The following is a 26,700-nucleotide window of genomic DNA, read 5'->3' as shown; positions in this document are numbered from 1 at the left end:
GTGGAAAAATTTGTTAATTTATCCCACTGCTTTTTCTATAATTATAAATACCTGCACAGATGGAGACAAACATGACCCACGCGCATGAGGCGGTGAAAACTCGCCATAAGGAGACGTCGCTTATTTTCCCGGTAGTGGCGCTGGCAATCCTGTTATTCTGGGGAAGTAGTCAGTCATTGCCAGTGGTTATCGCGATTAACGCCATGGCGTTAGTTGGTATTCTTAGCAGCGCATTTAGCGTTGTACGCCATGCGGATGTATTAGCACACCGCCTTGGCGAGCCGTACGGCTCTCTGATTTTAAGCCTTTCCGTGGTTATCCTTGAGGTTAGTCTGATATCGGCATTAATGGCTACGGGTGATGCTGCCCCTACCCTGATGCGCGATACTCTCTATTCCATCATTATGATCGTCACCGGCGGATTAGTCGGCTTTTCGTTATTGCTCGGTGGTCGTAAATTCGCCACGCAATATATGAACCTATTTGGTATCAAGCAGTATTTAATTGCCCTGTTTCCGCTGGCAATTATTGTACTAGTCTTCCCGACCTCATTGCCGGGTGCCAATTTTACCATTGGCCAGTCGCTGCTGGTGGCGCTGATTTCTGCCGCCATGTACGGCGTATTCTTGCTAATTCAGACCAAAACGCACCAAAGCCTGTTTATTTACGAGCATGAAGATGACAGCGATGACGATGACCCGCATCACGGTAAACCGTCGGCGCATAGCAGCCTGTGGCACGCGGTGTGGCTGATTGTCCATCTGGTTGCGGTTATTGCCGTCACCAAGATGAACGCCAACCCGCTGGAGACGTTACTGACCAGCATGAACGCCCCGGTGGCCTTTACCGGTTTCCTGGTGGCCCTGCTTATCCTGTCGCCGGAAGGTCTTGGTGCATTGAAGGCGGTGTTGAATAACCAGGTACAGCGCGCCATGAACCTGTTCTTTGGTTCGGTGCTGGCGACGATTTCACTGACCGTGCCGGTGGTGACGCTGATTGCTTACATGACCGGCAACGAGCTGATGTTTGGCCTGGGGATGCCGGAGATGATTGTAATGGTTGCCTCGTTGGTGCTGTGCCAGATTTCCTTCTCAACCGGGCGTACCAACGTGTTGAACGGTGCGGCGCATCTGGCGCTGTTTGCAGCTTATCTGATGACTATTTTTGCCTGATAGCTATTTCAATGCCGGATGACAACGCTTCGCGTCTATTCCGGCCTACATGTTTCGCTAATAAAAAAGCCGGTCTGTTATACAACAGGCCGGCTTTTTTTATTCGTTAAGCAACGTTATTTGCTGGTATCCAGCTCGTCGAACCCTTTAACCAGGTCGTCGATGGCTTTCATTTGCTTCAGGAATGGTTCCAGTTTATCCAGCGGCAGCGCGGATGGACCATCACAACGGGCATGTTCTGGATCTGGATGCGCTTCAATGAACAGACCGGCGATACCGACTGCCATACCCGCACGCGCCAGTTCAGCAACCTGCGCACGACGACCGCCAGATGCTGCACCAAACGGGTCGCGGCACTGCAGCGCGTGGGTCACGTCAAAGATAACCGGGGAGTTGTTAGACGCTTTTTTCATCACGCCAAAGCCCAGCATATCGACAACCAGATTGTCGTAACCGAAGTTTGCACCACGGTCACAAAGAATAATCTGGTCATTACCGCCTTCAATGAACTTGTCGACGATGTTACCCATCTGGCCTGGGCTCACGAACTGTGGTTTTTTAACGTTGATAACTGCGCCGGTTTTCGCCATTGCTTCAACCAGGTCGGTCTGGCGAGCAAGGAATGCTGGCAGCTGGATAACGTCAACCACGTCGGCAACCGGCTGAGCCTGGCTGGCTTCATGAACGTCGGTGATGATCTTCACGCCGAAGGTCTGCTTCAGTTCCTGGAAAATCTTCATCCCTTCTTCCAGGCCTGGGCCACGGTAGGAGTGAATCGAGGAACGGTTGGCTTTATCAAATGAAGCTTTGAATACGTAAGGGATGCCCAGTTTTTGGGTCACGGTCACGTAGTGCTCGCAAATACGCATTGCCAGGTCACGTGACTCCAGCACGTTCATGCCGCCAAACAGAACAAACGGCAGGTCGTTTGCGACTTTGATATCACCAATGCTAACCACTTTTTCTTTCATAAGAGCGCCTTGTTAGGGTATTTCCGCGATTATATACGCAAATAACTTAAGTTACATCAAAGGGGCAAGGGTACGAATTTGCCCCGCTAAAAACGGGTTTTAATGAAGAGTAACTTGCTTGTGCGCGATGGTATTAATCTGCGCACGGATCATTTCGCTGATCGGGTCTTCCGGACATTGCTCAACGAAATAATTTAAATCAGTAAGGGCAATATGTTCACATTCCAGCTGCGCGTAGATAAGCCCACGATCGCGAATTTCATACGGGTCTTCCGGGTTAAACTGCAGCAGCGTTTGGCTGGCACCCAGCGCCAGCTCCATCTGCCGCTCTTCCATCAGCGCCGACTTCAGCGTATCGAGCAGCTTGCGGACAACTTCAGCGTTGTCTGCTTCATCGAGATCTTCATTAAACAGCTCCGCCATCGGGCTGATGTTGCCTTTGAGCCAGACTTCCAGCGTGTGTTCGTCGAGCGTCTCGCCGTTGAACGGATTCACCAGCCACAGCTCTTCGTCGTCAACATCGGCGCGCAGCAGCAGTTGGGTAGGGAAAATCACCGGCACCACGGGAATGTCGAGGTGGCTGGCAATCCACAGCACTATCGCCCCGAGCGCAACCGCACTGCCCTGACGATTTTTCAGCACCTGATCGAGCCACAGCGCATCGGACAGGCGATATACGCCCGACGAGTCGCCAAAATTCCACTCATGATAAAACAGCTCAATCAGACGCTCCATTTGACGCGTCAGCGTCCAGGAAGGGCTAATTTCCTCGCGGGCTAATGCCACCAGGCATTCGAGCTGTTCACGCACCTTCTGCGATGGGAAATCATCACGAATCATTTCGGAAATAAGGATCATGCCATCGCACAGCGGCGCTTTATTAAATTCAAAATCAGCCAGTGACTTCATACCTTACCCCAACAACGGAACTTTAGTGATGGCGAGTTTAACGATGATGCACAACACCACCAGTGCAAGCAGGAAGGCGACAAAGCCACTCTGCTGACTGCGCTGACGACGACGTCCAAGCGCGACAAAACCCAAAAAGATGTAAATGATAACGCCAAACAGCTTCTCCGTCAGCCATGTCCCTTCTTCGGTGAAAGGAAAATAGCGCGTCATCAGCATCAGCGCGACGCCGCTCAGTAGCAGTACGCTATCGACTGCATGTGGCAGAACGCGCACCCAGCGCGCCTCCAGCATGGCGTTAGCGTGGTGTTTCCACCAGTAGCGTAGTGCAAAAAAGCTGACGGAAACAATGGCCGACCCTATATGTAGATAGAGCACCCACTGGAATAAATTCATGGACAAACCTCCGCGTCACCCGGCCATTGCGCCAGCGTCAGGCGATCGTTGTCACCGTAGTCGCGGCAGGTTTGGGCATGCTGATAGCCTGCTGCCTGGAACAACTCACGCACTGCCTCACCCTGCTTCCAGCCGTGTTCAAGCAGCATATAGCCGCCCGGCAGTAATTGCTGACGACCGTGACGGATAATGTGCGCGAGATCGGCAAGACCGTTTTGCGCGGCCACCAACGCGGTTTTCGGTTCAAAACGCACGTCGCCCTGAGCAAGGTGTTCGTCTTGCTCATCGATATAGGGCGGATTGCTGACGATCATAGCAAAGCGCTGACCGTCCAGCGCGCTGAACCAGTTGCTTTGCAAAAGAGTCATATTGTGGATGCCAAGATTATCGGCATTCCGCTGCGCCAGCGCCACCGCATCGGCAATAAAGTCAACGGCGGTCAACTGGCAGTCCGGGCGTTCGCTCGCCAACGCCAGCGCCACGGCACCGGTGCCGGTGCCCAGATCGAGAATACGGCACGGCGTTTGCGGCAGACGCGCCAGCGCCTGCTCAACCAGACATTCCGTATCCGGGCGCGGGATCAGCGTCACCGGAGAGACAAAGAGCGGCAGCGACCAAAACTCACGTGTGCCCACTAGATGAGCGACCGGTTCACCGTTAGCACGCCGTGCCAGCAGTTCCGCCAGTGCTGCCATCTGCGAGGCCGTCAGTTCGGTCTCATCAAAAGCCAGAATGTAGGTCCGCGCCTTGCCGGTTACGTGTCCCAGCAGGATCTCGGCGTCGCGCCGCGGGCTTTCGCTCGCTGCGAAGGCCGCGATAGCCTGTTGTAGCCACTGTCGATAAGTCATCATTCCGTGTCGGACAGCGCCGCCAGCTGATCGGCCTGATATTCCTGCACGATAGGCTCGATAAGCATATCCAGCTTGCCTTCCATCACTTCATCCAGACGGTAAAGCGTCACGTTGATGCGGTGATCGGTGACGCGCCCCTGCGGGAAGTTATAGGTACGGTTACGATCGCTGCGATCGCCGCTGCCCAGCAGGTTACGGCGCTCGGAGGCTTCCGCCTGCTGACGACGAGCAATTTCCGCCGCACGAATACGCGAACCCAGCACCGACATCGCTTTGGCTTTGTTTTTATGCTGGGAACGTTCGTCCTGACACTCCACCACGATGCCGGTTGGCAAGTGGGTAATACGGATTGCGGAGTCGGTGGTGTTAACATGCTGACCGCCGGCGCCCGAGGAGCGGAAGGTATCAATACGCAGGTCCGCCGGGTTGATATCCGGCAGCTCGGCTTCCGGCACCTCTGGCAATACGGCCACGGTACAGGCGGAGGTGTGGATACGCCCCTGAGATTCGGTGGCCGGAACGCGCTGTACGCGGTGGCCGCCGGACTCAAATTTCAGGCGACCGTAAACGCCTTCGCCGCTGATTTTCGCGATCACTTCTTTAAAGCCACCATGTTCGCCTTCGTTGGCGCTCATGATCTCCACGCGCCAGCGGCGGGATTCCGCATAGCGGGAATACATCCGGAACAGATCGCCGGCAAACAGCGCCGCTTCGTCACCGCCGGTACCAGCGCGCACTTCAACAAACGCGTTGCGTTCATCGTCCGGATCGCGAGGCAGCAGCAGAACCTGCAGCTGCTGTTCCAGCTGTTCTTCACGCGCTTTGGCTTCCTGTAACTCTTCCTGCGCCATTTCGCGCATTTCAGGATCGTCGAGCATCATCTGCGCGGTTTCAATATCATCCTGAACCTGGCGCCAGTCGGTATAACAACGAGAAACGTCGCCTAACTGCGCGTACTCACGCGACAGCGCCCGGAAACGGTCCTGATCGGCAATGGTTGCCGCATCTCCAAGCAGCGCCTGAACTTCTTCATGGCGCTCGTAGAGAGCTTCCAGTTTAGCAACAATAGAAGGCTTCATTGGCGTAAATGCACCTTGTAATAAATAGAGTTGTGCTACTCCAGCCCGAGGCTGTTGCGCAGAATATGCAGGCGTTCATCATCCCCGTCACGGGCGGCCTGCTGAAGTGATTTGGTTGGCGTGTGGATCAGGCGGTTGGTTAATTTACGTGCCAGATCCTGCATGATGACCTGCGGATCGCCGCCCTGTTCGAGCGCGGCAATCGCTTTCGCGGTGAGTTCTTCACGCGCGCTTTCAGCCTGAGCGCGATAATCACGAATGATTTCGCTGGCGCTTTGCGCGCGCAGCCAGGCCATAAATTCACTGGCTTCCTGCTCGACAATCGTTTCAGCCTGTACCGCCGCGGCTTTGCGCTGCGCCAGGTTGTGCTGAATGATATTTTGCAGGTCATCCACGCTGTACAGATAGGCGTTGGCGAGTTTCCCCACCTCCGGTTCCACATCGCGCGGTACGGCAATATCCACCAGCAGCATCGGCTGATTGCGGCGCGCCTTGAGGGCACGCTCAACCATGCCTTTACCAATAATCGGCAGCGGACTGGCGGTTGAACTGATAATAATGTCGGCCTCTTTTAGCCGCTCGTCGACGTCGCTTAAGGCAATCACTTCCGCCCCCACTTCGTCCGCCAGCACCTGCGCCCGCTCACGGGTACGGTTGGCAATCAGCATTTTTTGCACGTGATGTTCGCGCAGATGGCGCGCCACAAGCTCGATGGTCTCGCCTGCGCCAACCAGCAGCACCGTGACCGTCGAGAGAGATTCAAAAATTTGTCGTGCCAGCGTACAGGCGGCAAACGCGACCGACACCGCGCTGGCGCCGATATCCGTCTCCGTGCGTACACGCTTGGCCACGGAGAATGATTTCTGGAACATGCGTTCCAGTTCGCTCACGTTGAGATGGCCGCGGCTGGAGTCGGCAAAGGCTTTTTTCACCTGCCCTAAGATCTGCGGTTCACCAAGCACCAGCGAGTCTAAGCCGCTGGCGACGCGCATCAGATGGCTGACGGCGTCGTTGTCCTGATGCCAGTAGAGGCTCTGACGCAGCTCGGCTTCGTTTAATCCGTGGTAATCGCACAGCCAGCGGATAATCGCTTCATGCTGATTATCCTGCTCTTCGACGCTCAGGTAGAGTTCGGTGCGGTTGCAGGTCGACAGGACCACTCCCCCTTGTACCATTGGCTGAGCCAGCAGGCTCTCCAGCGCCTGGTCAAGCGTATCTGGCGAAAACGTCACACGTTCTCGCAGCGCTACCGGGGCTGTTTTGTGGTTAATGCCAAGAGCTAAAAGGGTCATTGTACGGGAGTAGTACCAGCGTTGATAAGGTTAGTCTGAGCGCATCATACAGGATGCGCGAGATCAATAAAAGGGAGGCTCCCCTTTTGGAGTAATAGGTAAGCTGGGTTAATTTTATGATTTAAGACAACTTGAGCGTAGACGCTGCCCCCCGGCAACGCTAGCATTAAGCCTAATTACTGCAACGCATTTCAAGGATTGTCATTATTATGGCCCTGTCTGATTTCCGCATGGTTCGTCTGCTGCCGCTGGCAGCGCTGGTTCTTACCGCTTGTACCACCACTCAACCGCCAGGGCCGGGCAAAAGTCCAACCTCGCCTGAGTGGCAGCAGCATCAGCAAGAAGTGCGCAAGCTCAGCCAGTACCAGACGCGCGGCGCCTTTGCTTATATCTCCGACCAGCAGAAGGTTTATGCCCGCTTCTTCTGGCAGCAAACCGGCCAGGATAACTATCGCCTGCTGCTCACCAACCCGTTAGGCAGTACCGAGCTGGAGCTGGTTGGCCAGGCGGGCTCGGCGCAGTTGACCGATAATAAAGGCCAACACTACACTGCCGCCGACGGCGAGGAGATGATCGGCAAGCTGACCGGGATGCCGATTCCACTCAACAGCCTGCGTCAGTGGATTCTTGGCCTACCGGGCGACGCCACCGACTATAAGCTTGATGATCAGTACCGTCTGAGCGAGCTCAACTACAGCCAAAACGGCAAAACCTGGAAAGTGGTCTACGGTGGCTACGACAGTAAAACGCAGCCGGTGCTGCCGTCCAACATGGAGCTGACCCAAGGCTCGCAGCGCATCAAGCTGAAAATGGACAACTGGATCGTTAAATGATGACCCGCTGGCCCTCTCCCGCAAAGCTGAACCTGTTTTTATACATTACCGGGCAGCGTCCTGATGGCTACCACACGCTACAGACGCTGTTTCAGTTCCTCAATTACGGCGATACGCTGACCATCGTGCCACGTAGCGACGGGCAGCTACATCTACTCACGCCGGTCGACGGCGTGCCCAATGAAGAGAACCTGATTATTCGCGCCGCGCGCCTGCTGATGAAAACGGCGGCGCAAAGCCAGCGTCTGCCAGAAGGCAGCGGTGCCGATATCAGTATCGACAAGCGTTTGCCGATGGGCGGTGGCCTGGGCGGCGGTTCATCGAATGCGGCAACGGTACTGGTTGCGCTGAACCATCTCTGGCAGTGTCATCTCTCGGAAGATGAGTTAGCGACCATCGGCTTGACGCTCGGCGCGGATGTGCCGGTCTTTGTTCGCGGTCACGCGGCCTTTGCTGAAGGCGTGGGCGAAGTGCTGACACCGGTTGAAGTGGCGGAAAAATGGTATCTGGTGGCCCATCCGGGTGTCAGTATTCCAACACCGGTCATTTTTGGCGATCCGGAGCTGCCACGAAATACCCCTGTCAGGTCAATAGATACGTTATTAAATTGTGAATTCGCTAATGATTGCGAGGTTATCGCAAGAAAACGTTTTCGCGAGGTTGATGATGTGCTTTCCTGGCTGTTAGAATACGCGCCGTCGCGCCTGACTGGAACAGGAGCCTGTGTCTTTGCTGAATTCGACACGGAACTCGCTGCCCGCCAGGTGCTTGAGCAAGCCCCGGAATGGTTGCAAGGCTTTGTGGCGAAAGGTGTAAACCTCTCTCCATTGAAGCAAGCCCTACTCTGAATTATTCGGATTTCCGCCAGTTTTGCTGACGAAAGAAGAAAAGTGATGAGTAAACCCTGCCGGGCAAACTGAGCTCCGGTGACAACGTCACCCCGTTCCAGACGTTGCATCGTGCTCTTTAATACACCGCCTGGATGAAATCGCGCCTGGCCCGCACAGTTTTTGGCCCGTTTCATCCACCACTGGACGCATGCCTGAGGTTCTTCTCGTGCCTGATATGAAGCTTTTTGCTGGTAACGCCACCCCGGAACTAGCACAACGTATTGCCAACCGCCTGTACACTTCTCTCGGCGACGCCGCTGTAGGTCGCTTTAGCGACGGCGAAGTCAGCGTACAAATCAATGAAAACGTACGCGGTGGTGATATTTTCATCATCCAGTCCACTTGTGCCCCTACTAACGACAACCTGATGGAATTGGTTGTTATGGTAGATGCCCTGCGTCGTGCTTCCGCAGGCCGAATCACTGCCGTTATCCCTTACTTCGGCTATGCCCGTCAGGACCGTCGCGTACGTTCTGCGCGTGTACCGATCACCGCTAAAGTTGTTGCTGACTTCCTGTCCAGCGTTGGCGTTGACCGCGTACTGACCGTAGATCTGCACGCTGAACAGATCCAGGGCTTCTTCGATGTTCCGGTTGATAACGTGTTTGGTAGCCCGATTCTGCTTGAAGATATGCTGCAGCTGAACCTGGAAAACCCAATTGTGGTTTCTCCAGACATCGGTGGCGTAGTTCGCGCACGTGCTATCGCTAAACTGCTTAACGATACCGACATGGCTATCATCGACAAACGTCGCCCGCGTGCGAACGTTTCCCAGGTTATGCATATCATCGGTGATGTTGCCGGTCGTGACTGCATTCTGGTTGATGACATGATTGATACCGGCGGCACGCTGTGTAAAGCAGCTGAAGCGCTGAAAGAACGTGGTGCTAAACGCGTATTTGCTTACGCAACTCACCCGATCTTCTCCGGTAACGCGGTAAACAACCTGCGTAACTCCGTCATCGACGAAGTTATCGTCTGCGATACCATCCCGTTAAGCGATGAGATCAAAGCGCTGCCAAACGTCCGTACCCTGACTCTGTCCGGGATGCTGGCCGAAGCGATTCGTCGTATCAGCAACGAAGAATCCATCTCTGCCATGTTCGAGCATTAATCGAATTTGGTTAAAAAACCCGCTGCGGCGGGTTTTTTTGTCTATAGTGTTTATTTGTATGATTTATGCCAACTTCACTGCCATTCACCTGACAGATGATGCGCTCACGGATGAAACAGTATTGTGAATAAATTATTCTCCCCTGAAATAATGCCTTTCCGCGCGCTGATTGACGCCTGCTGGAAAGAGAAATACAGCACCACGCGCTTTATACGCGACCTTATCGCCGGGATCACCGTCGGTATTATTGCCATCCCGCTGGCGATGGCGCTGGCGATTGGTAGCGGCGTTGCGCCACAGTACGGCCTTTATACCTCCGCCGTTGCTGGCATTGTTATCGCCCTCAGCGGCGGTTCCCGTTTTAGCGTATCCGGGCCGACCGCCGCCTTTGTGGTGATCCTCTACCCGGTATCGCAACAGTTTGGCCTCGCTGGCTTACTGGTGGCGACGCTGATGTCGGGGCTGTTTTTGATCCTCTTTGGCCTCGCCCGTTTTGGCCGCCTGATTGAATACATTCCGCTGTCTGTCACCCTCGGTTTTACCTCGGGGATTGGTATTACCATCGGGACCATGCAGATTAAAGACTTCCTTGGTCTGCAAATGGCGCATGTCCCTGAGCATTATTTACAGAAAGTTGGCGCGCTGGCGATGGCCCTGCCGACCATTAATTTCGGTGATGCGGCGATCGGCATTGTCACCCTTGGAACCTTAATTCTCTGGCCACGCCTCGGCCTGCGTCTGCCGGGGCACCTCCCCGCGCTGATTGCGGGCTGCCTGGTGATGGTCATCGTCAATATGCTTGGCGGCCACGTCGCGACTATCGGTTCTCAGTTCCACTATATTCTGGCCGATGGCTCACAGGGTAATGGCATTCCACAGCTGCTGCCGCAGTTTATACTGCCATGGGATCTGCCTGGTTCAACCTTTACGCTCAGCTGGGACTCCCTGCATGCGCTTCTGCCCGCCGCCTTTTCCATGGCGATGCTCGGCGCGATTGAATCGCTGCTTTGCGCCGTGGTGCTGGATGGAATGACCGGCACCAAACATAAAGCCAATAGCGAGCTTATCGGCCAGGGTTTGGGCAACATTGTTGCGCCGTTCTTCGGTGGGATTACCGCCACCGCCGCAATTGCCCGCTCCGCCGCCAACGTACGCGCGGGCGCAACCTCTCCGGTTTCCGCGGTCATTCATGCGATTTTAGTGATTCTGGCTCTGCTTGTCCTCGCTCCGGTATTGTCGTGGCTGCCGCTGTCGGCCATGGCTGCACTGCTGCTGATGGTGGCGTGGAACATGAGCGAAGCGCATAAAGTGGTGTATCTGCTGCGCAAAGCGCCGAAAGACGACATCATTGTGATGCTAATTTGTATGTCGCTGACCGTGCTGTTCGATATGGTTATCGCCATCAGCGTCGGTATTGTGCTGGCGTCACTGCTGTTTATGCGCCGAATCGCCCGCATGACCCGTCTCTCCACGGTCAACGTGACGGTTCCGGACGATGTGCTGGTGCTGCGCGTCATTGGCCCGCTGTTCTTTGCCGCCGCCGAAGGGCTGTTTACCGATCTGGAAACGCGTATTGCGGGTAAACGAATTGTGGTACTGAAGTGGGATGCGGTGCCGGTACTTGATGCCGGTGGTTTAGACGCGTTCCAGCGTTTCGTCAAAAAACTGCCGGAAGGCTGTGAACTGCGGGTATCGAATCTTGAGTTTCAGCCGCTGCGCACCATGGCGCGCGCCGGTATTCAGCCGATTCCGGGACGCTTAGCCTTCTTCCCGAATAAAGACGCCGCGCTGGCGGATATTCAGTAAAAAAAATGGCTCCCCAGGGAGCCATTTTCATTTCAGCATTAACGCCAAACGTTACGCTTTCAGCAGCTGTTCTGCGGTCTGTTTGACGCTGGCCAGCAGGACTTTGATATCCTCCAGGCACACGGTCGGGTTCAGCAGAGTCAGCTTCAGGCAGGTGACACCATCGGCTTCGGTAACGCCGACGTTAGCGCTGCCGGAGGCCAGCAGCACGTCGCCGATACGCTGGTTCAGCAGTGCCACAAACGCCATATCCGTACTTTCCGGACGGAAGCGGAACAGAACGCTTGCCAACTGCGGCTGCATCACCAGTTCCAGATGCGGCTGCGCTGCCACAAACTCGGCGACATCACGGGCCAGCGTTACGCCGTTATCAATGATTTCGGCATACTGCTTTTTACCCAGCGCTTCAAGGCCCATCCACAGCTTCAGCGCATCAAAACGACGCGTGGTCTGCAGGGATTTCGACACCAGGTTCGGTACGCCGTGCTCTTCATCAAAATCAGAGTTCAGGTACGCAGCCTGGTAGCGCATCAGCTCATAGTGACGCGCTTCTTTTAGCAAGAACGCGCCGCAGCTGATGGTCTGGAAGAACTGCTTATGGAAGTCCAGAGTGACGGAGTCAGCAAGTTCCAGCCCGTTGAGGAAGTGACGATACTTCTCAGAAAGCAGTAACGCCCCGCCCCACGCGGCATCCACGTGCATCCAGATCTGCTGTTCAGCAGCCAGTGCAGCGATTTCTGTTAACGGATCGATAGCTCCCGCATCGGTGGTACCGGCGGTGGCAACAATCGCCATCACCTGCTCGCCGTTGGCTTTCGCCTGCGCCAGCTTCTCACGCAGATCGTTAAGATCCATGCGCGAGAACGCGTCGGTTTTCACCAGCGTGACCGAGCGATAGCCCAGCCCCATCAGCGCCATGTTTTTCTGCACCGAGAAGTGGGCATTTTCAGAGCAGAACACTTTGATTTTGCTCAGATCGCCGGTTAAACCATCCTGCTGGATAGAGTGCCCCTGACGCGCGAAGAACGCGTCGCGAGCCAGCATCAGCCCCATCAGATTGCTCTGGGTGCCGCCGCTGGTGAATACACCGGCATCGCCTGCGCTGTATCCCACCTGCTCACGCAGCCATTCAATGAGTTTGATCTCAATAATGGTCGCGGACGGGCTTTGATCCCAGGAATCCATGCTCTGGTTGGTGGCGTTGATCAACACTTCCGCCGCCTGGCTAATCACCAGGCTTGGGCAATGCAGATGCGCCACGCACTGCGCGTGATGCACGGACAGGCTGTCTTTAAGGAAATACTCAACCGCACGCTCGATAGCGGCCTGGTTACCCAGGCCCCCGGAGGTGAAATTCAGGCTGATACGGGAGCGCAGCTGTTCAACGGTTTTGCCCTGATACATCTCAGGCTGTTTTAACCATTCTACAACAGCTTTCGTGCTCTGCTCGATAGCGTCCTGATAGGCAGCGATACTCTGCGCCGAGCCGGACAGAATCGGGTTTACATCAGACATTCGACCCACTCCGTTAAACCGGCTTCACGCCAGCGCCCAGCAAGGCGTTTTCAAATTTATCGAGGAAGATTTCCAGCTCTTCATTGGTGATCAGCAGGGACGGCAGCAGACGCAGTACGCAACCGTGACGACCACCGCGCTCCAGAATCAGACCGGATTCGAAGCATTTTTTCTGAAGCAGGGCTGACAGTTCGCCATCGGCCGGATAGCAGCCCATGTGATCCTGCGCTTCGTTTGGTTTGACGATTTCGAGGCCAATCATCAGGCCCAGACCGCGAACCTGGCCGATAACCGGATAGCGTTTCTGCAGTTCTTCCAGTTTACCTTTCAGCCACTCGCCCTGGGCGGCAACTTTGTCGGCAATTTTGTCGTCTTTGAGGATCTTCAGCGTCGTCAAACCGGTGGCCATTGCCAGCTGGTTGCCGCGGAAGGTACCGGTGTGATGACCTGGTGCCCACGCATCGAACTGCTTTTTAATCCCCAGAACGGCCAGCGGCAGACCGCCGCCAACGGCTTTGGACATCACGATGATGTCTGGCTCAATACCGGCGTGTTCAAATGCGAACAGTTTACCGGTACGGGCAAAGCCCGCCTGCACTTCATCGATAATCAGCAGGATGCCGTGTTCCTGAGTCACTTTGCGAATACGCTGCAGCCACTCAACCGGAGCCGGGTTCACGCCGCCTTCACCCTGAACGGCTTCAAGAATCACCGCCGCAGGTTTACGCACGCCGCTTTCAACGTCGTTAATCAGGTTTTCGAAGTAGTAGGTCAGCGCTTTGACGCCCGCTTCGCCGCCGATACCCAGTGGGCAACGGTATTCATGCGGATACGGCATGAACTGAACTTCAGCCATCATGTTGCTAACGGCTTCTTTCGGCGACAGGTTGCCGGTCACGGACAGTGCGCCATGGGTCATCCCATGGTAGCCGCCGGAGAAGCTGATAATGCTGGAACGGCCGGTGACTTTTTTAGCCAGCTTCAGCGCCGCTTCAACGGCATCAGCGCCGGATGGGCCGGTGAACTGCAGGCAATATTCTTTGCCCTGTCCCGGTAATAAAGAGAGTAAATAAGATGAAAATTCATCTTTTAATGGCGTAGTAAGATCGAGTGTATGTAACGGTAGGCCACTGGAGATGACACTTTGAATGCTTTGAAGCACATCGGGGTGATTATGACCAAGCGCCAGGGTACCGGCACCTGCCAGACAATCAAGATATTGATTATTTTCAACATCAGTAATCCAGACGCCCTGCGCTTTGGCAATAGCCAACGGTAGTTTACGTGGATAGCTTCTGACGTTAGATTCAAACTCAGCTTGTCTTGCTAAAAAGGTATCATTGCTTTGAGGTAATGAATTAGCATTTAAAGTATCAATACGGACTTTATCCGTCATCATATCACTCCTACAAGCAGGCGTAGTTTTGCGCCCGATTGAATAAATGGTTAAAAGGATTGCCTGTAAAAAAACGCGGCTAATATATGTTGTTTTAAGCATGGACTCAATCATTTATTTTACGCTGCTTTCTTACAACCTTTTCCCCTCTAAAATCAACAAGTAACGAAACATCACTCACAATGTTTTCACCAAAATTTGTTACCATTTATCTTAAACAGCAACAGTTGGCTACAATGCGGACAATCTAATGAAATCCATCTCATTGACAGGGTTTTATTAATCTTTTACACGTTTTTACCATTAATAACGCAGGGCTTCTTTAGTTAAAGCACGATCTTTAACTTGTTTATGGTTTATTAAAATAAATAAGTCGATCCCCAAGGATAAATCACTTAGTATGGCGCGCTTATTTACATACGCTGTAAATAAACAGTTAATGCGCATTCCCCGGTAACGAGCGACAGGCGAAACTCGTTATCGACAACAGGAGTATTTCCTGGGTTGTCATTAGAAATGTTCGCGGGCGGACATTTCGTAAGGCGAAGCTGTCTTCCCTTATGCCGAGAATGAAAATTTTCTAGCCATGTATTTATGGCGCCCTGATATGAGATTGTTATGACTCGCATTTATCCACAGTTCATCGTTGCCAAATTTGGCGGCACTAGCGTTGCTGATTTTGATGCCATGAATCGCAGCGCCAGCATTGTCCTTTCCGATCCAAATGTTCGTTTAGTGGTTCTGTCGGCCTCGGCAGGCGTCACAAACTTGCTGGTGGAGCTTTCTGAAGGCCTGGAGAGTCATCTGCAATTAGACAAGCTTGATACTTTACGCACCATCCAATACAACATCATTTCCCGATTGAAGCAGCCTTCGGTCATCAGCGCGGAAATTGATAATCTCCTCGAAAATATAGCTCGCCTGGCCCATACCGCGATGACCTCTGCGTCGACCGCGCTGAGCGATGAGCTGGTCAGTCATGGGGAGTTAATGTCGAGCCTGCTTTTCACCGAAGTAATGCGTGAAAAAGGGGTTGAGGCCAGCTGGTTTGATGCCCGTAGCGTCGTTCGTACCGATTCAAACTATGGTTGTGCGGAGCCTGATGTGCGTACGCTGGCGGAGTTAGCAGAAACGCATCTTCGCCCCCGCATTGAACAGGCCATCATGATAACCCAGGGATTTATTGGTCGCGATGCGACGGGTCACACCACTACACTGGGGCGTGGCGGCAGTGATTACACCGCGTCCCTGCTGGGTGAGGCGCTGCATGCGGCACGCGTGGATATCTGGACCGATGTGGCCGGCATTTATACTACCGATCCGCGCATTGCACCGAAAGCCAAACGTATCGATAGCATCTCGTTTTCCGAGGCTAGCGATATGGCCGCCTACGGAGCCAAAGTTCTGCATCCAGCTACGTTAATGCCCGCCATGCGCAAAAATATTCCGGTGTTTGTTGGTTCAAGCAAAGATACTGCCGCTGGCGGTACGCTGGTCTGTTGCACAACCGAGAATCCGCCGAGCTATCGCGCCGTTGCGGTGCGCCGTAAGCAAACGCTGGTTCGCTTGCATAGCCTGAATTCACAGCCGTCTTATCGTTTTTTAGCGCAGATTTTCGCCCTATTGGAACAGCATACGGTAGCAGCGGATCTGGTCACTACCTCAGAGAACAGCATTGCGCTGGCGTTAGATTCGACCAATGCCACATCCGGCGAAGATCCAACGCTGACCACAGCACTATTCACCGCCCTCTCCTCCCACTGTCGCGTTGAAGTGGAAACCGGGCTTGCTCTGGTCACTTTGGTTGGCAATCAGCTCACCCAGGCATCCAGCGTGTGCAAAGATGTGTTCGCCCGTTTTGACGAGCATGCTGTGCGGATGATTTGTCATGGCGCATCGAATAATAACCTTTGTTTCCTGCTGCCAGGCGATGTTGCCGACAGCGCGGTCAAAGCGTTGCATCAACGGTTGTTTGAATAATCATCTGGGTCAATAGGATGAATGGGCACGTGGTCGGTTAACGTGCCCAGCATAAAAGAAAAGTCCCGGTCTTTCGGCCAGGACTTCGTCAATTTCTTTCCGGCTCCGTCTGGAGCTATTATTTAGCTGTGGCGACGTGACGTGTTGTCGTTACGACGACAGCGTTTGTCGTAATGACGCACCCACCAATATCTGTCGCTGATGCGCTCATGCCCACCGACGCGAGCCCCAGTAAGCCAAAGAACGGCGCCGACGAAGATACTTAGAATCGCACCGTGTGCAAAAAACTGCGGAAGGTTAAGTTGCGGCATCTGGTTTAAAATAGAATAACCAACGCCGACGACCATCACGATCAAGCCTAACCCCATAAGCACATTACCGAGTAACGAAGCGTTTTTGCGTTTCATAGTGTCACCTCCGTAGATTGGCTGCGGGTTTAGGGATATATCCCTATTCCTAGTGTGTAAAGTATAGACAACACTACCAAATATAAGTGCGCTACCGATCACAAATGGGCACATATAATCAACAAAACTTTACATTTAAGTCACTGAAATACATCAAATCAATATTATTACTATTTTGAATTATTCACTTTTAGCGCCTTCCGACGCTAATTTTTGTCAACGGCGCTGCCACGACGTAAACTAGCCGCCGAAAAGATTGCCCACTCAGGAACAACTACGTGACGATTAAACTGATTGTCGGCCTGGCCAACCCCGGTGCAGAGTACGCCCAGACGCGCCATAACGCGGGGGCCTGGTATGTCGATTTGCTGGCAGAGCGTTTTCGCGCGCCGCTGCGTGAAGAGAGTAAATTCTTTGGTTACACCTCGCGCATTAATGTTGCCGGTGAAGATATTCGCCTGCTGGTACCCACCACCTTTATGAACCTTAGCGGTAAAGCCGTTGCGGCGCTGGCGACCTTCTATCGTATTAATCCAGATGAAATTCTGGTGGCGCACGATGAACTTGACCTGCCGCCCGGCGTGGCGAAATTCAAGCTCGGCGGCGGTCACGGCGGCCACAACGGGTTGAAGGATATCATCAGCAAATTGGGCAATAACCCCAATTTTCACCGCTTACGCATCGGAATCGGTCATCCGGGCGATAAAAGTAAAGTTGTCGGCTTTGTATTAGGTAAACCGCAGGCTGCGGAACAGAAGCTGATCGACGATGCGGTAGACGAAGCGGCGCGCTGCACTGAGGTTTGGCTGAAAGATGGGCTGACCAAAGCGACCAACCGGTTACATGCCTTTAAGGCGCAATAATTTTTCATTTATACACCCATCATGCAAGTTACGTCAGGCGGCAAACGCCCGCGCTGACGTTGTTGTGCGACCGGTGCGGGGTACGCCCACCGCCCGCGGGATAAAGTGCATACGGTATTTTTTCCGTATGACGTGTATAATAGGCAGAGTTATTTACTTTTCTACAATCTGTTTTAAAAAACAGGTTGAAAATCAAAAGATTAAGGTGATTTAAACATGGGATTCAAATGCGGTATCGTTGGTTTGCCAAACGTAGGCAAATCCACCCTGTTCAACGCGCTCACTAAAGCGGGTATTGAAGCGGCAAACTTCCCGTTCTGTACTATCGAGCCGAACACGGGTGTTGTCCCGATGCCCGATCCGCGTCTGGATCAGCTGGCTGAAATCGTGAAACCACAGCGCATTCTGCCGACCACCATGGAATTCGTCGATATCGCGGGCCTGGTGAAAGGCGCATCTAAAGGTGAAGGCCTGGGCAACCAGTTCCTGACCAACATCCGTGAAACCGAAGCTATCGGTCACGTTGTTCGCTGCTTTGAAAACGACAACATCATCCACGTTAATAACAAAGTGGATCCAGCTGACGATATTGATGTTATCAATACCGAGCTGGCGCTGTCCGATCTGGATACCTGTGAGCGTGCCATCCACCGCGTGCAGAAGAAAGCGAAAGGCGGCGATAAAGATGCGAAAGCGGAACTCACCGCGCTGGAAAAATGCCTGCCACAGCTGGAAAACGCCGGTATGCTGCGTTCGCTGACTACCCTGACGGACGAAGACAAAGCGGCCATCAAATACCTGAGCTTCCTGACCCTGAAGCCAACCATGTATATCGCTAACGTTAACGAAGATGGTTTTGAGAACAACCCATACCTCGATAAAGTTCGCGAAATCGCTGCCGCCGAAGGTTCCGTAGTTGTTGCCGTTTGTGCAGCCGTTGAATCCGATATCGCTGAACTCGACGACGCCGACCGTGATGAATTCATGGCCGAACTGGGCCTGGAAGAGCCGGGCCTGAACCGCGTTATCCGCGCCGGTTACGAACTGCTGAACCTGCAAACTTACTTCACCGCTGGCGTGAAAGAAGTACGCGCATGGACCATCCCTGTCGGCGCCACCGCACCGCAGGCAGCCGGTAAAATCCACACCGACTTCGAAAAAGGCTTTATCCGCGCTCAGACTATCGCGTTTGAAGACTTCATTACCTACAAAGGTGAACAAGGCGCGAAAGAAGCCGGCAAGATGCGTGCAGAAGGTAAAGATTACGTCGTGAAAGATGGCGACATCATGAACTTCCTGTTCAACGTCTAAACGGTCAGCCTTGTTTCGTAGAGACTCACGTTGTCTCACGGAACAAAAAATAAACTTAAAATCCACGCACTTGCGTGGATTTTTTATATCTGTAGCACTCTAATAGTTTCATAGCAGCGCACATGAAAGTGAGTACAGTGGTGAGTACTGGACCGACTCATATCCTCGAGCATCAAGTTAGCTACTGTAGATTTTAGTACTCTCGGCATCGCTTGCAGATAGCAATGGCAGATCCATAAGATCATGCGATTCCAGCTTGTCTCTGCGGGATGACAATATTTATGCAGGGTATGGGTTATAGATCTTCAAACACAATCGCTTTCAAGCAATGCCTTTTTTGCAGCCGTAAGAAAACGTTCAGAGATATCATCCCCACTGGTCGCTCTGGACAGCATCAGGGCGCCGGTCATCAGAGCAAACTGCATAAGATGCCGATCATTGATGTCAGACGCCGGGACACCGTCCTGCATATTTTTAATACTCTCAGCCATTTTTTTGACACCGGAAATATAAGCCTCATGCACCGGCTTATCTTCTCCTTTACGCTGCACATCGGTGGCAAGTGCCGCAACGGCACAACCGCTGGCCGGAGCATCCCGATGACGGGGTGAAAGATAGTATTCAACAAGCTGTGGAAAACTGCTTATACCGCTTTCTTCTATCGCCGACCGACTCTCTTCGAATGCCTGCTCGCAGGCGACCGCTTCCAGTGCGTCTTTAGAGCTGAAATGCCCGTAAAATCCTCCATGGGTCAGTCCGGCAGCAGACATAATGTCCTTAACGCTGACCCCATCAAGTCCCCGTTCCCTGAACAACTGTGATGAGGTAGTGATGATGCTGTTGCGATTAATCTCGCTTTGCTCTCTTGACACTCGTCCGGTTCTGGCCATTTTTGCTCCCGTTACTTCCAGCCGGGGCAGTTAACCTGCCCCTGTAAAACATATCGCCTGCTCAGGCGCGTGGTGGTGTGATCTTATCATATTCAGCACCCAGCCCCTGTGCTCGCGGTAAAGTCCCGGCAATCTGCTGATGAGGAGTACCGGCTGAAACTGCACTGATGTTATCCAGTCGGGCTGCCTGGGTATCACTGAGCCTGATATCCAGCGCCAGCAGTGTTTCGGCAAGCTGGACTGGCGTTCGCGAGCCAATGATGGGGATCAGCGGCGTCTGCAACTGCGAAGCTCTGTGGCGAAGCCAAGCCATGGCAACCTGTACAGGCATGACATCCAGTTCCTGAGCCACGCTGAAGACTTCATCCAGAAGTGTCGGATCCTGCTCTGTATGAACCAGTCGACCTGCAAAACCCTGTAATCGGCCTTCCTGGCTGGTGCGGTATTTTCCCGTCAGCATTCCACCACCCAGTGGGGACCAGATGGTGGCGGCCAGACCCAGCGCATCGGCCATCGGCAAAAGCTCCCGTTCGGCGGTACGCTCGGCCAGACTGTATTCAACCTGAATACCCGCAATACGTGACCAGCCGCGCAATTCTGCCAGTGTTTCCGCGCGCGCAATCTTCCAGGCCGGGAAGTTGGACAGCCCAGCATACTGCACCTTTCCAGCCCGGATAAGATCATCGAAAGCCCGGACTATTTCCTCCAGCGGCGTCATCTGGTCATCGAAATGCGCCCATAAAAGCTCGATGCGATCGGTTTTCAGACGTTTCAGACTGTTTTCAACCGAAGCAATCATGTTCCTGCGGCTGTTACCTGTCCTGGCAACCCCGGCATCAGGGAGTGCGCTCAGGGTATATTTGGTCGCAATCACAAAATGATCGCGATCGGCCGCAATAAAATCACCAATCATCTGCTCAGACTGACCAAACTGGTAAGCATCTGCGGTATCGATAAAATTGCCTCCGGCATTCACATAGCCGTCAAACACGGCCCGGGCTTCTTCTTTTTCGGAACCATATCCCCAGCCTGTCCCGAAGTTTCCTGTTCCCAGGGCCAGCTCTGATACGCGCAGGCCGGTGTTACGTCCAAAAGTTGTATATCTCATGCTGTCTCCCACTCAGTTTGTTTTTATAAATGACGGTTGACATTTATTATACATGTCAATCATCATTTAAAAAGGCAGGCAAGACGATTTTTTCCCCGAGAGAGAACTAAAAATGACTGAGACAACACCGACCGTATTAATCACTGGTGCATCAACCGGCCTAGGGGCCGTGTATGCCGACCGTTTTGCCCGCCGCGGGCATAATCTTGTTCTGGTTGCCCGTGATACCACGCGCATGGAGACGCTTGCTGCCCGACTGCGGGAGCAGTACAGCGTTGAGGTGGACGTGTTGACCGCAGATCTGACTAAGGAAGAGGATCTCGATGTCGTGGCAAAACGCCTCGAAACCGACGACCGCATTACTGTCCTGGTCAACAATGCCGGGATGAGTTTATCCGGTACATTTACCACCCAGACACCGGCAGATATCGACCGTTTGATCGCCGTTAACCTTACTGCCGTTGTCCGCCTGGCACGCGCGGTAGCCCCTCGTCTGGCCAAAGCAGGCACCGGCGCAATTATTAACATCAGTTCCGTGGTCGGTCTGGCCCCGGAATTTGGCATGACGATTTACGGCGCCACCAAGGCGTTTGTGCTTTTCCTGTCACAGGGATTAAGCCTTGAACTGGGTCCACAGGGCGTGTATGTCCAGGCCGTTGTGCCATCGGCCACTCGCACTGAAATCTGGGAGCGTTCCGGCAAAGACGTGAATACCATGACCGGCGTGATGGATCCCGGTGAACTGGTTGATGCAGCACTTATCGGTTTCGAACGCCGGGAAGCGGTGACCATTCCTCCTCTGCATGAAGAGTCGTTGTGGGCCGCCCATCAACAGTCCCGCCAGGCCATGCTGACGGAATACCGTCAGGAACACGCCGCCCCTCGCTATCTCAGTGACACCCAATAACCCCTGTTTCACCGTAAGGAAAATAGAGCAATGAGTGACAATATTCTTTTCACCCCTTTCACCCTGAAGGGGATGACACTACCAAACCGTATCGTAATGGCTCCCATGACCCGCGGCATGGCACCTGAAGGTGTGCCCGGTCAGGCTCAGGCTGACTATTACCGCCGTCGTGCCGAAGGCGAAGCCGGGCTTATCCTGACTGAAGGTACCGTGGTTAATCGTCCGGCATCACGCAACATGCCGGGAATTCCTCTCTTTCACGGCGAACAGGCGCTGGCGGGCTGGGAAAGCATAGCCGACGCGGTACACGCAGCGGGCGGACGTATAGGGCCGCAGATCTGGCATACCGGCTCTACACGCGCACAAGGATGGGAACCTGACGCGCCGGTTGAAAGCCCTTCCGGGCTGGTCGGCGCAGATGACCCACGCGGTGTGGCCATGACAGAAGAGGACATTGCCGATACGGTCGCGGCCTTTGCCCGCGCCGCAGCCGATGCCAGGCGCCTTGGGTTCGATACTGTAGAACTGCACGGTGCACACGGTTATCTGATCGACCAGTTTTTCTGGTCGGTCACCAATCGTCGTACCGATGCATGGGGAGGTGAAACCATTCTGCAGCGCGCCCGCTTCGCGGCTGACGTTGTGCGTGCCGTACGGGCTGCCGTGGGTCCGGATTTCCCGCTTATTCTCCGTGTCAGCCAGTGGAAACAGCAGGAATACACCGCGCGTCTGGCAAACACACCGCGTGAGATGACTGACTGGCTGACTCCGCTGGTCGAGGCTGGCGTGGACATTCTGCACTGTTCCCAGCGTCGTTTCTGGGAGCCAGAATTCCCGGAGCAGGACGGAAGCGATGGGCTGAATTTTGCGGGCTGGGCCAAAAAACTGACCGGTGCTGCCACCATCAGCGTCGGTTCTGTCGGCCTGTCCGGGGACTTCTTCGGTGCGTTTGGTGGACAGGGTTCTGGCACAGCAGCGCTGGATAATCTCTACACCCGAATGGAACGTGGTGAGTTTGACCTGATCGCCGTCGGTCGCGCACTGATCTCCGATCCGCAGTGGGTGCAAAAAGTCCGGGCGGGTAAAACGGATGAACTCCATGGTTTTCGTGCCGAAGACCTTGCCTCTCTGGCCTGATTTTGAAGTCCCGCCGATGGCGGGACATTTTGAAAATCCGCTTCTTTACTAAAGGCAGGGTCAAACGATGAAAGCACTAGTGCTTAAAAAATATGGTAAGACTGGCCTGATAGAATTTGATTCTGTTTCGCCGCCTGCACTGGGAGATAACGAACTGCTGCTTAACGTGCATGCTGTGGGGCTGAACGCCATAGACTGTATGATACCAAAAGGGCTGTTCAAACCGATCCTTCCCCTCACATTACCCGCTGTATTGGGAAGCGACCTTTCAGGCGTTATTGAGGCTGTTGGTAAAAATGTCACTCGTTTCAAAAAAGGCGATGCCATCTATGCCAGCATATTTGACATGGACCGTGGTGCGCTTGCTGAGTACGCCCTCGTTCCGGAGCATGCCGCTGCGCTAAAACCCCAAAATCTTAGTTTTGTCGAAGCCGCTTCGCTGCCGATGGTGGCGTTGACTTCATGGCAGGCTTTTGAACGGGCGCAAGTGAGAGCGGGAACAAAAGTGTTTATCCCCGCAGGGTCTGGTGGCATAGGAACATTTGCTATCCAGCTGGCAAAACATCTGGGCGCCACGGTGGCAACCACAACCAGTTTGCCTAACGCCAGCCTTGTCACCGGACTGGGCGCTGACCTTGTCATTGATTATAAAAGTCAGGACGTTGAAAGCGTGCTGAGCGGGTACGACGTTGTTCTTGGTACTGTCCGTGGTGACAGCATTGAAAAATCACTGCAAATCCTGAATTCTGGGGCTGAAGTTGTCTCACTTGTTGGACCGCCGGATTTGCCATTTGCCCGTCAGCGGGGCATGAATAAAATAATGAAAATGATTTTCTGGATACTAAGCCGAAAAATCATTTCCCAGGCAAGGCGCCACAAGACTAAATATTCGTTCCTTTTTGTTCGTCCTGACGGCGCACAATTGTCAGAGATTGCAACCTTAATTGAAGACGGACAGCTTAAGCCCGTTATTGATAAAATTTTCCCCTTTGAAGAAAGCCTGGAGGGGTTGTCATATCTTGAAAAAGGGCATGCTAAGGGAAAAGTTGTGATAAAGCTTAAGTAACTCACCAGGTATACAGAAAAAAACATCGCGCATTGTTGACCCTAAAGCGATCGTTTCCGGTGGATTAGCAGCGAATGTTGATGATCCACTCCTCACTCATCGCTGACCTCTATTTTGCGCGCTTCTGGTTGCGGCTGTACCGCCAATTACATGGATGATTTCTATACATTCAGATAAATTAAAGTCACTATCGAACAAGCAAAACAGAAATAGATATCTTGCTCGGGAAGGAAAAGCACGTATGCAAATACCAGAACTCCATACAGAACGTCTGCTGTTAAAACCATTAACTGCCGAAGATGCCTCACAGATTCAGGTGCTTTATCCTCGCTGGGAGATAGTTCGCTATATGGTCTCTTCAGTACCGTGGCCCTATCCTGATAACGGTGCTGAAAATTACGTCAATAACGTTGCCCTGCCTGACATGAAAAAAGGGATTGCCTGGTTCTGGACTATCAGACACCGTCAGACCCCTGACGAACTGATGGGGTTAATCTGCCTTTATGACGTTGAGGATAATAACCGTGGATTTTGGTTAGCTCCGGAATATCAGGGGCAGGGTTTTATGCGTGAAGCCTGTAATGTAGCTACGGATTACTGGTTTAACACGTTAAATAATACTGTATTGCGTGCGCCGAAAGCGGCTCTCAATAGCCGTTCCAAACGTATTTCAGACAGTAGCGGCATGCGACTTATCAGGACTGAAAAGAAAGAGTATGTCAGCGGTTTGCTGGATTCCGAACTCTGGGAAATCACGCGCGACGAATGGAATGCGCGCCAGGTTGGCTAATAACAGAGCGAAGAGTCGGTTGGTATCGATCTGCTGGCATAAATGGCAAAGTAACAATAAAGGGGGCATTTGCCCCCTTCTCTTTATTTCAATCGCTTACCTGCTGCATCAACGATTTTCTCACCATCTTCCTTAGCGAAAGCCGCTTTCTGCGTATCTGGCAGGATATCCAGAACCACCTCGGAAGGACGGCACAGTTTGGTTCCCAGTGGCGTCACCACAATCGGACGGTTAATCAGAATCGGATGCTGCAACATAAAGTCGATGAGCTGGTGGTCAGTAAATTTATCTTCGGCGAGCCCCAGTTCCTCATAAGGCTCAACGTTTTTACGCAGCAAAGCCCGGACGGAAATACCCATATCAGCAATGAGTTTGACCAGTTCATCACCTGAAGGTGGGGTCTCGAGATAAAGAATAATCGTCGGTTCAGTACCGCTGTTGCGGATAATCTCCAGCGTATTACGCGAGGTGCCGCAGGCCGGGTTGTGATAAATGGTGATGTTGCTCATATCAGTATCTCATTACAAAGTGACAGAGAGACGTAGCGCCAGCGCGGCCAGCGTTACAAACAGAACCGGCAGAGTCATGACGATCCCAGTACGGAAATAGTATCCCCAGGTGATGGTCATATTCTTTTGTGAAAGCACATGCAGCCAAAGCAGCGTTGCCAGGCTACCAATAGGTGTAATTTTCGGCCCCAGATCGCAGCCAATTACGTTGGCATAAATCATTGCCTCTTTGATAACGCCGGTTGCGGTGCTGCCATCAATAGAGAGCGCGCCAACCAGCACGGTAGGCATGTTGTTCATGATGGAAGAGAGAAATGCCGTCAGGAAGCCAGTACCAAAGGTCGCGGCCCACAGACCTTTATCGGCCAGCACGTTCAGTATGCCGGAGAGATATTCCGTTAGCCCGGCGTTACGCAGGCCATAGACCACCAGATACATCCCCAGCGAGAAGATGACTATCTGCCATGGTGCGCCGCGCAGCACTTTACCAGTATTAATAGCATGCCCTCGTTTCGCCACCGCAAACAGGATCGCAGCCCCAACAGCCGCAATCGCGCTAACCGGAATACCCAGCGGCTCAAGAACGAAAAAACCAACCAGCAGAAGAATCAACACTACCCAGCCGGTTCTGAAGGTTGCCAGATCTTTAATCGCATTTGCCGGTGCTTTCAGGAGAGCCAGGTCATAAGTCGGCGGAATATCTTTGCGGAAGAACAGATGCAGCATCACCAGCGTGGCGATAATAGCGGCAATATCAACCGGCACCATTACTGACGCATATTCAGTGAACCCTAGCCCGAAGAAGTCGGCAGAAACGATGTTAACCAGATTTGAGACGATAAGCGGCAGGCTGGCCGTATCGGCAATAAACCCGGCGGCCATGACAAATGCCAGCGTCGTGCCTTTGCTAAACCCTAACGCCAATAGCATGGCGATGACTATCGGCGTCAGAATAAGTGCTGCGCCATCGTTGGCAAACAGTGCCGCCACTGCCGCACCGAGCAGAACAATATAGGTAAACAGCAAACGCCCGCGACCATTACCCCAACGTGAAACGTGCAGCGCCGCCCATTCGAAAAAGCCGGATTCATCCAGAAGCAAGCTAATGATGATAACGGCAATAAACGTCGCGGTTGCATTCCAGACAATATTCCACACCACCGGGATATCGCCAACGTGTACAACACCAAAAATCAACGCCAATACCGCGCCCAGCGTCGCACTCCAGCCGATTCCTAATCCCTTCGGCTGCCAGATAACCAAAACAATGGTCAGGACAAAAATAGCGCCTGCCAGTAGCATAAATCCTCCAGTCAGAGCCGTTCTAGCGCCCTGTATACACAAAAATTAAACTGCTCACTCTCTGAGTTTGTCGATGCCAGCGGGCCGTAATACCAGGTTGAACGTTCAACCGGTACAGCACGCCCTTTCAGCCATTGCTCATCGCCAGTTAGCACACCGTTAACGTTTTCACATTCAACACTTCACATTCGAAAAAGCATATATGT

The 26,700-nt window shown here is 53.2% G+C and carries 25 protein-coding genes; 12 read left to right on the top strand and 13 right to left on the bottom strand.

The window, feature by feature from the left end:
• Window positions 1–71: 71 nt before the first annotated feature.
• Entirely contained in the window at window positions 72–1,172 is a 1,101-nt protein-coding gene (gene chaA / locus ABOC97_RS15800) for a sodium-potassium/proton antiporter ChaA (protein ID WP_234508031.1), read from the top strand.
• 116 nt (window positions 1,173–1,288) lie between these two features.
• Here the strand turns inward: chaA and kdsA are convergent, their stop codons facing one another.
• From kdsA to hemA, 6 genes are all read right to left on the bottom strand, one after another.
• Window positions 1,289–2,143, bottom strand: coding sequence for a 3-deoxy-8-phosphooctulonate synthase (kdsA, locus tag ABOC97_RS15795; protein WP_349599510.1), 855 nt, complete (start codon window positions 2,141–2,143; stop codon window positions 1,289–1,291).
• Window positions 2,144–2,242: 99 nt separating this feature from the next.
• On the bottom strand, window positions 2,243–3,052 hold the full coding sequence (sirB1, locus tag ABOC97_RS15790; RefSeq protein ID WP_349599507.1) for an invasion regulator SirB1: 810 nt from the start codon (window positions 3,050–3,052) through the stop codon (window positions 2,243–2,245).
• Between the two features lie 3 nt (window positions 3,053–3,055).
• Window positions 3,056–3,448 carry an invasion regulator SirB2 gene (gene sirB2 / locus ABOC97_RS15785; RefSeq protein ID WP_349599504.1) on the bottom strand — a complete coding sequence of 131 codons (393 nt, stop codon included), beginning with the start codon at window positions 3,446–3,448 and terminating at the stop codon, window positions 3,056–3,058.
• Complete coding sequence (prmC, locus tag ABOC97_RS15780; protein ID WP_349599641.1) at window positions 3,445–4,296, bottom strand: peptide chain release factor N(5)-glutamine methyltransferase; 852 nt, start codon at window positions 4,294–4,296, stop codon at window positions 3,445–3,447. The genes sirB2 and prmC overlap by 4 nt, the downstream gene beginning before the upstream one ends.
• On the bottom strand, window positions 4,296–5,378 hold the full coding sequence (gene prfA, locus ABOC97_RS15775) for a peptide chain release factor 1 (protein ID WP_234508036.1): 1,083 nt from the start codon (window positions 5,376–5,378) through the stop codon (window positions 4,296–4,298). The genes prmC and prfA overlap by 1 nt, the downstream gene beginning before the upstream one ends.
• 35 nt (window positions 5,379–5,413) lie before the next feature.
• The gene (hemA, locus tag ABOC97_RS15770; RefSeq protein WP_349599500.1) at window positions 5,414–6,670 is read right to left on the bottom strand and encodes a glutamyl-tRNA reductase; all 1,257 of its coding nucleotides are present in this window, start codon (window positions 6,668–6,670) and stop codon (window positions 5,414–5,416) included.
• Between the two features lie 209 nt (window positions 6,671–6,879).
• Here hemA and lolB point away from each other — a divergent pair, with 209 nt between their 5' ends.
• From lolB to dauA, 4 genes are all read left to right on the top strand, one after another.
• On the top strand, window positions 6,880–7,503 hold the full coding sequence (gene lolB, locus ABOC97_RS15765) for a lipoprotein insertase outer membrane protein LolB (protein ID WP_349599497.1): 624 nt from the start codon (window positions 6,880–6,882) through the stop codon (window positions 7,501–7,503).
• A complete protein-coding gene (ispE, locus tag ABOC97_RS15760) occupies window positions 7,503–8,351 on the top strand; it encodes a 4-(cytidine 5'-diphospho)-2-C-methyl-D-erythritol kinase (RefSeq protein WP_349599638.1) in 849 nt (282 codons plus the stop codon). The genes lolB and ispE overlap by 1 nt, the downstream gene beginning before the upstream one ends.
• A 208-nt stretch (window positions 8,352–8,559) precedes the next feature.
• Window positions 8,560–9,507 (top strand): ribose-phosphate diphosphokinase, encoded by a 948-nt coding sequence (gene prs, locus ABOC97_RS15755; RefSeq protein WP_112203978.1) that lies wholly within the window; start codon window positions 8,560–8,562, stop codon window positions 9,505–9,507.
• Between the two features lie 123 nt (window positions 9,508–9,630).
• On the top strand, window positions 9,631–11,313 hold the full coding sequence (gene dauA / locus ABOC97_RS15750; RefSeq protein WP_349599492.1) for a C4-dicarboxylic acid transporter DauA: 1,683 nt from the start codon (window positions 9,631–9,633) through the stop codon (window positions 11,311–11,313).
• 51 nt (window positions 11,314–11,364) lie between these two features.
• Here dauA and ABOC97_RS15745 read toward each other — a convergent pair whose 3' ends face one another.
• Entirely contained in the window at window positions 11,365–12,828 is a 1,464-nt protein-coding gene (locus tag ABOC97_RS15745) for a pyridoxal phosphate-dependent decarboxylase family protein (protein WP_349599489.1), read from the bottom strand.
• Between the two features lie 13 nt (window positions 12,829–12,841).
• On the bottom strand, window positions 12,842–14,227 hold the full coding sequence (locus tag ABOC97_RS15740; protein WP_349599486.1) for a diaminobutyrate--2-oxoglutarate transaminase: 1,386 nt from the start codon (window positions 14,225–14,227) through the stop codon (window positions 12,842–12,844).
• Between the two features lie 615 nt (window positions 14,228–14,842).
• Between ABOC97_RS15740 and lysC the strand changes: the two genes are divergently transcribed.
• Window positions 14,843–16,204, top strand: a complete 1,362-nt coding sequence (lysC, locus tag ABOC97_RS15735) for a lysine-sensitive aspartokinase 3 (RefSeq protein WP_349599483.1) — start codon at window positions 14,843–14,845, stop codon at window positions 16,202–16,204.
• 122 nt (window positions 16,205–16,326) lie between these two features.
• Here the strand turns inward: lysC and ychH are convergent, their stop codons facing one another.
• Window positions 16,327–16,611 carry a stress-induced protein YchH gene (gene ychH, locus ABOC97_RS15730; protein ID WP_349599481.1) on the bottom strand — a complete coding sequence of 95 codons (285 nt, stop codon included), beginning with the start codon at window positions 16,609–16,611 and terminating at the stop codon, window positions 16,327–16,329.
• A gap of 278 nt (window positions 16,612–16,889) precedes the next feature.
• Here ychH and pth point away from each other — a divergent pair, with 278 nt between their 5' ends.
• Together pth and ychF are read left to right on the top strand one after the other, a co-directional pair.
• On the top strand, window positions 16,890–17,474 hold the full coding sequence (gene pth, locus ABOC97_RS15725) for an aminoacyl-tRNA hydrolase (RefSeq protein WP_234508051.1): 585 nt from the start codon (window positions 16,890–16,892) through the stop codon (window positions 17,472–17,474).
• 216 nt (window positions 17,475–17,690) lie between these two features.
• Entirely contained in the window at window positions 17,691–18,785 is a 1,095-nt protein-coding gene (gene ychF, locus ABOC97_RS15720) for a redox-regulated ATPase YchF (protein ID WP_349599477.1), read from the top strand.
• 305 nt (window positions 18,786–19,090) lie between these two features.
• Here the strand turns inward: ychF and ABOC97_RS15715 are convergent, their stop codons facing one another.
• Window positions 19,091–19,675, bottom strand: a complete 585-nt coding sequence (locus tag ABOC97_RS15715; RefSeq protein WP_349599474.1) for a TetR/AcrR family transcriptional regulator — start codon at window positions 19,673–19,675, stop codon at window positions 19,091–19,093.
• A gap of 61 nt (window positions 19,676–19,736) precedes the next feature.
• Window positions 19,737–20,783, bottom strand: a complete 1,047-nt coding sequence (locus tag ABOC97_RS15710; RefSeq protein WP_349599471.1) for an aldo/keto reductase — start codon at window positions 20,781–20,783, stop codon at window positions 19,737–19,739.
• 112 nt (window positions 20,784–20,895) lie between these two features.
• On the opposite strand from ABOC97_RS15710, the gene ABOC97_RS15705 reads away from it, so the two are divergent.
• The 4 genes from ABOC97_RS15705 to ABOC97_RS15690 all read left to right on the top strand — a co-directional run bounded on the left by ABOC97_RS15705 (window position 20,896) and on the right by ABOC97_RS15690 (window position 24,683).
• Window positions 20,896–21,690, top strand: a complete 795-nt coding sequence (locus tag ABOC97_RS15705) for an SDR family NAD(P)-dependent oxidoreductase (RefSeq protein ID WP_349599469.1) — start codon at window positions 20,896–20,898, stop codon at window positions 21,688–21,690.
• 30 nt (window positions 21,691–21,720) lie between these two features.
• On the top strand, window positions 21,721–22,827 hold the full coding sequence (locus ABOC97_RS15700; RefSeq protein ID WP_349599466.1) for an NADH:flavin oxidoreductase: 1,107 nt from the start codon (window positions 21,721–21,723) through the stop codon (window positions 22,825–22,827).
• Window positions 22,828–22,894: 67 nt separating this feature from the next.
• Window positions 22,895–23,893, top strand: a complete 999-nt coding sequence (locus ABOC97_RS15695) for an NADP-dependent oxidoreductase (protein ID WP_349599463.1) — start codon at window positions 22,895–22,897, stop codon at window positions 23,891–23,893.
• Between the two features lie 241 nt (window positions 23,894–24,134).
• Complete coding sequence (locus ABOC97_RS15690; protein WP_349599460.1) at window positions 24,135–24,683, top strand: GNAT family N-acetyltransferase; 549 nt, start codon at window positions 24,135–24,137, stop codon at window positions 24,681–24,683.
• 83 nt (window positions 24,684–24,766) lie between these two features.
• Here the strand turns inward: ABOC97_RS15690 and arsC are convergent, their stop codons facing one another.
• Complete coding sequence (gene arsC, locus ABOC97_RS15685) at window positions 24,767–25,192, bottom strand: glutaredoxin-dependent arsenate reductase (protein ID WP_349599457.1); 426 nt, start codon at window positions 25,190–25,192, stop codon at window positions 24,767–24,769.
• 12 nt (window positions 25,193–25,204) lie between these two features.
• On the bottom strand, window positions 25,205–26,494 hold the full coding sequence (gene arsB / locus ABOC97_RS15680) for an arsenite efflux transporter membrane subunit ArsB (RefSeq protein WP_349599454.1): 1,290 nt from the start codon (window positions 26,492–26,494) through the stop codon (window positions 25,205–25,207).
• Between the last annotated feature and the right edge of the window lie 206 nt (window positions 26,495–26,700).

Origin of the sequence: Kluyvera huaxiensis, from assembly GCF_040149365.1 — a bacterium.
In the GTDB taxonomy this organism is placed as follows: domain Bacteria; phylum Pseudomonadota; class Gammaproteobacteria; order Enterobacterales; family Enterobacteriaceae; genus Kluyvera; species Kluyvera intermedia_A.
The sequence above is the reverse complement of the archived record's forward strand: the minus strand, read 5'-3'. Positions and strand labels throughout refer to the sequence as shown.

Excerpts from the sequence above, each read along its gene's own strand:
- chaA (WP_234508031.1), top strand. The coding sequence starts at position 72 with ATGACCCACGCGCATGAGGCGGTGAAAACTCGCCATAAGGAGACGTCG.
- ABOC97_RS15690 (WP_349599460.1), top strand. The coding sequence starts at position 24,135 with ATGCAAATACCAGAACTCCATACAGAACGTCTGCTGTTAAAACCATTA.
- ABOC97_RS15715 (WP_349599474.1), bottom strand. The coding sequence starts at position 19,675 with ATGGCCAGAACCGGACGAGTGTCAAGAGAGCAAAGCGAGATTAATCGC.
- arsB (WP_349599454.1), bottom strand. The coding sequence starts at position 26,494 with ATGCTACTGGCAGGCGCTATTTTTGTCCTGACCATTGTTTTGGTTATC.
- prfA (WP_234508036.1), bottom strand. The coding sequence starts at position 5,378 with ATGAAGCCTTCTATTGTTGCTAAACTGGAAGCTCTCTACGAGCGCCAT.
- ychF (WP_349599477.1), top strand. The coding sequence starts at position 17,691 with ATGGGATTCAAATGCGGTATCGTTGGTTTGCCAAACGTAGGCAAATCC.
- prmC (WP_349599641.1), bottom strand. The coding sequence starts at position 4,296 with ATGACTTATCGACAGTGGCTACAACAGGCTATCGCGGCCTTCGCAGCG.
- lolB (WP_349599497.1), top strand. The coding sequence starts at position 6,880 with ATGGCCCTGTCTGATTTCCGCATGGTTCGTCTGCTGCCGCTGGCAGCG.
- sirB1 (WP_349599507.1), bottom strand. The coding sequence starts at position 3,052 with ATGAAGTCACTGGCTGATTTTGAATTTAATAAAGCGCCGCTGTGCGAT.
- ABOC97_RS15740 (WP_349599486.1), bottom strand. The coding sequence starts at position 14,227 with ATGATGACGGATAAAGTCCGTATTGATACTTTAAATGCTAATTCATTA.
- ABOC97_RS15700 (WP_349599466.1), top strand. The coding sequence starts at position 21,721 with ATGAGTGACAATATTCTTTTCACCCCTTTCACCCTGAAGGGGATGACA.
- ABOC97_RS15705 (WP_349599469.1), top strand. The coding sequence starts at position 20,896 with ATGACTGAGACAACACCGACCGTATTAATCACTGGTGCATCAACCGGC.
- lysC (WP_349599483.1), top strand. The coding sequence starts at position 14,843 with ATGACTCGCATTTATCCACAGTTCATCGTTGCCAAATTTGGCGGCACT.
- ABOC97_RS15695 (WP_349599463.1), top strand. The coding sequence starts at position 22,895 with ATGAAAGCACTAGTGCTTAAAAAATATGGTAAGACTGGCCTGATAGAA.
- ychH (WP_349599481.1), bottom strand. The coding sequence starts at position 16,611 with ATGAAACGCAAAAACGCTTCGTTACTCGGTAATGTGCTTATGGGGTTA.
- ispE (WP_349599638.1), top strand. The coding sequence starts at position 7,503 with ATGACCCGCTGGCCCTCTCCCGCAAAGCTGAACCTGTTTTTATACATT.
- ABOC97_RS15710 (WP_349599471.1), bottom strand. The coding sequence starts at position 20,783 with ATGAGATATACAACTTTTGGACGTAACACCGGCCTGCGCGTATCAGAG.
- sirB2 (WP_349599504.1), bottom strand. The coding sequence starts at position 3,448 with ATGAATTTATTCCAGTGGGTGCTCTATCTACATATAGGGTCGGCCATT.
- arsC (WP_349599457.1), bottom strand. The coding sequence starts at position 25,192 with ATGAGCAACATCACCATTTATCACAACCCGGCCTGCGGCACCTCGCGT.
- hemA (WP_349599500.1), bottom strand. The coding sequence starts at position 6,670 with ATGACCCTTTTAGCTCTTGGCATTAACCACAAAACAGCCCCGGTAGCG.
- ABOC97_RS15745 (WP_349599489.1), bottom strand. The coding sequence starts at position 12,828 with ATGTCTGATGTAAACCCGATTCTGTCCGGCTCGGCGCAGAGTATCGCT.
- kdsA (WP_349599510.1), bottom strand. The coding sequence starts at position 2,143 with ATGAAAGAAAAAGTGGTTAGCATTGGTGATATCAAAGTCGCAAACGAC.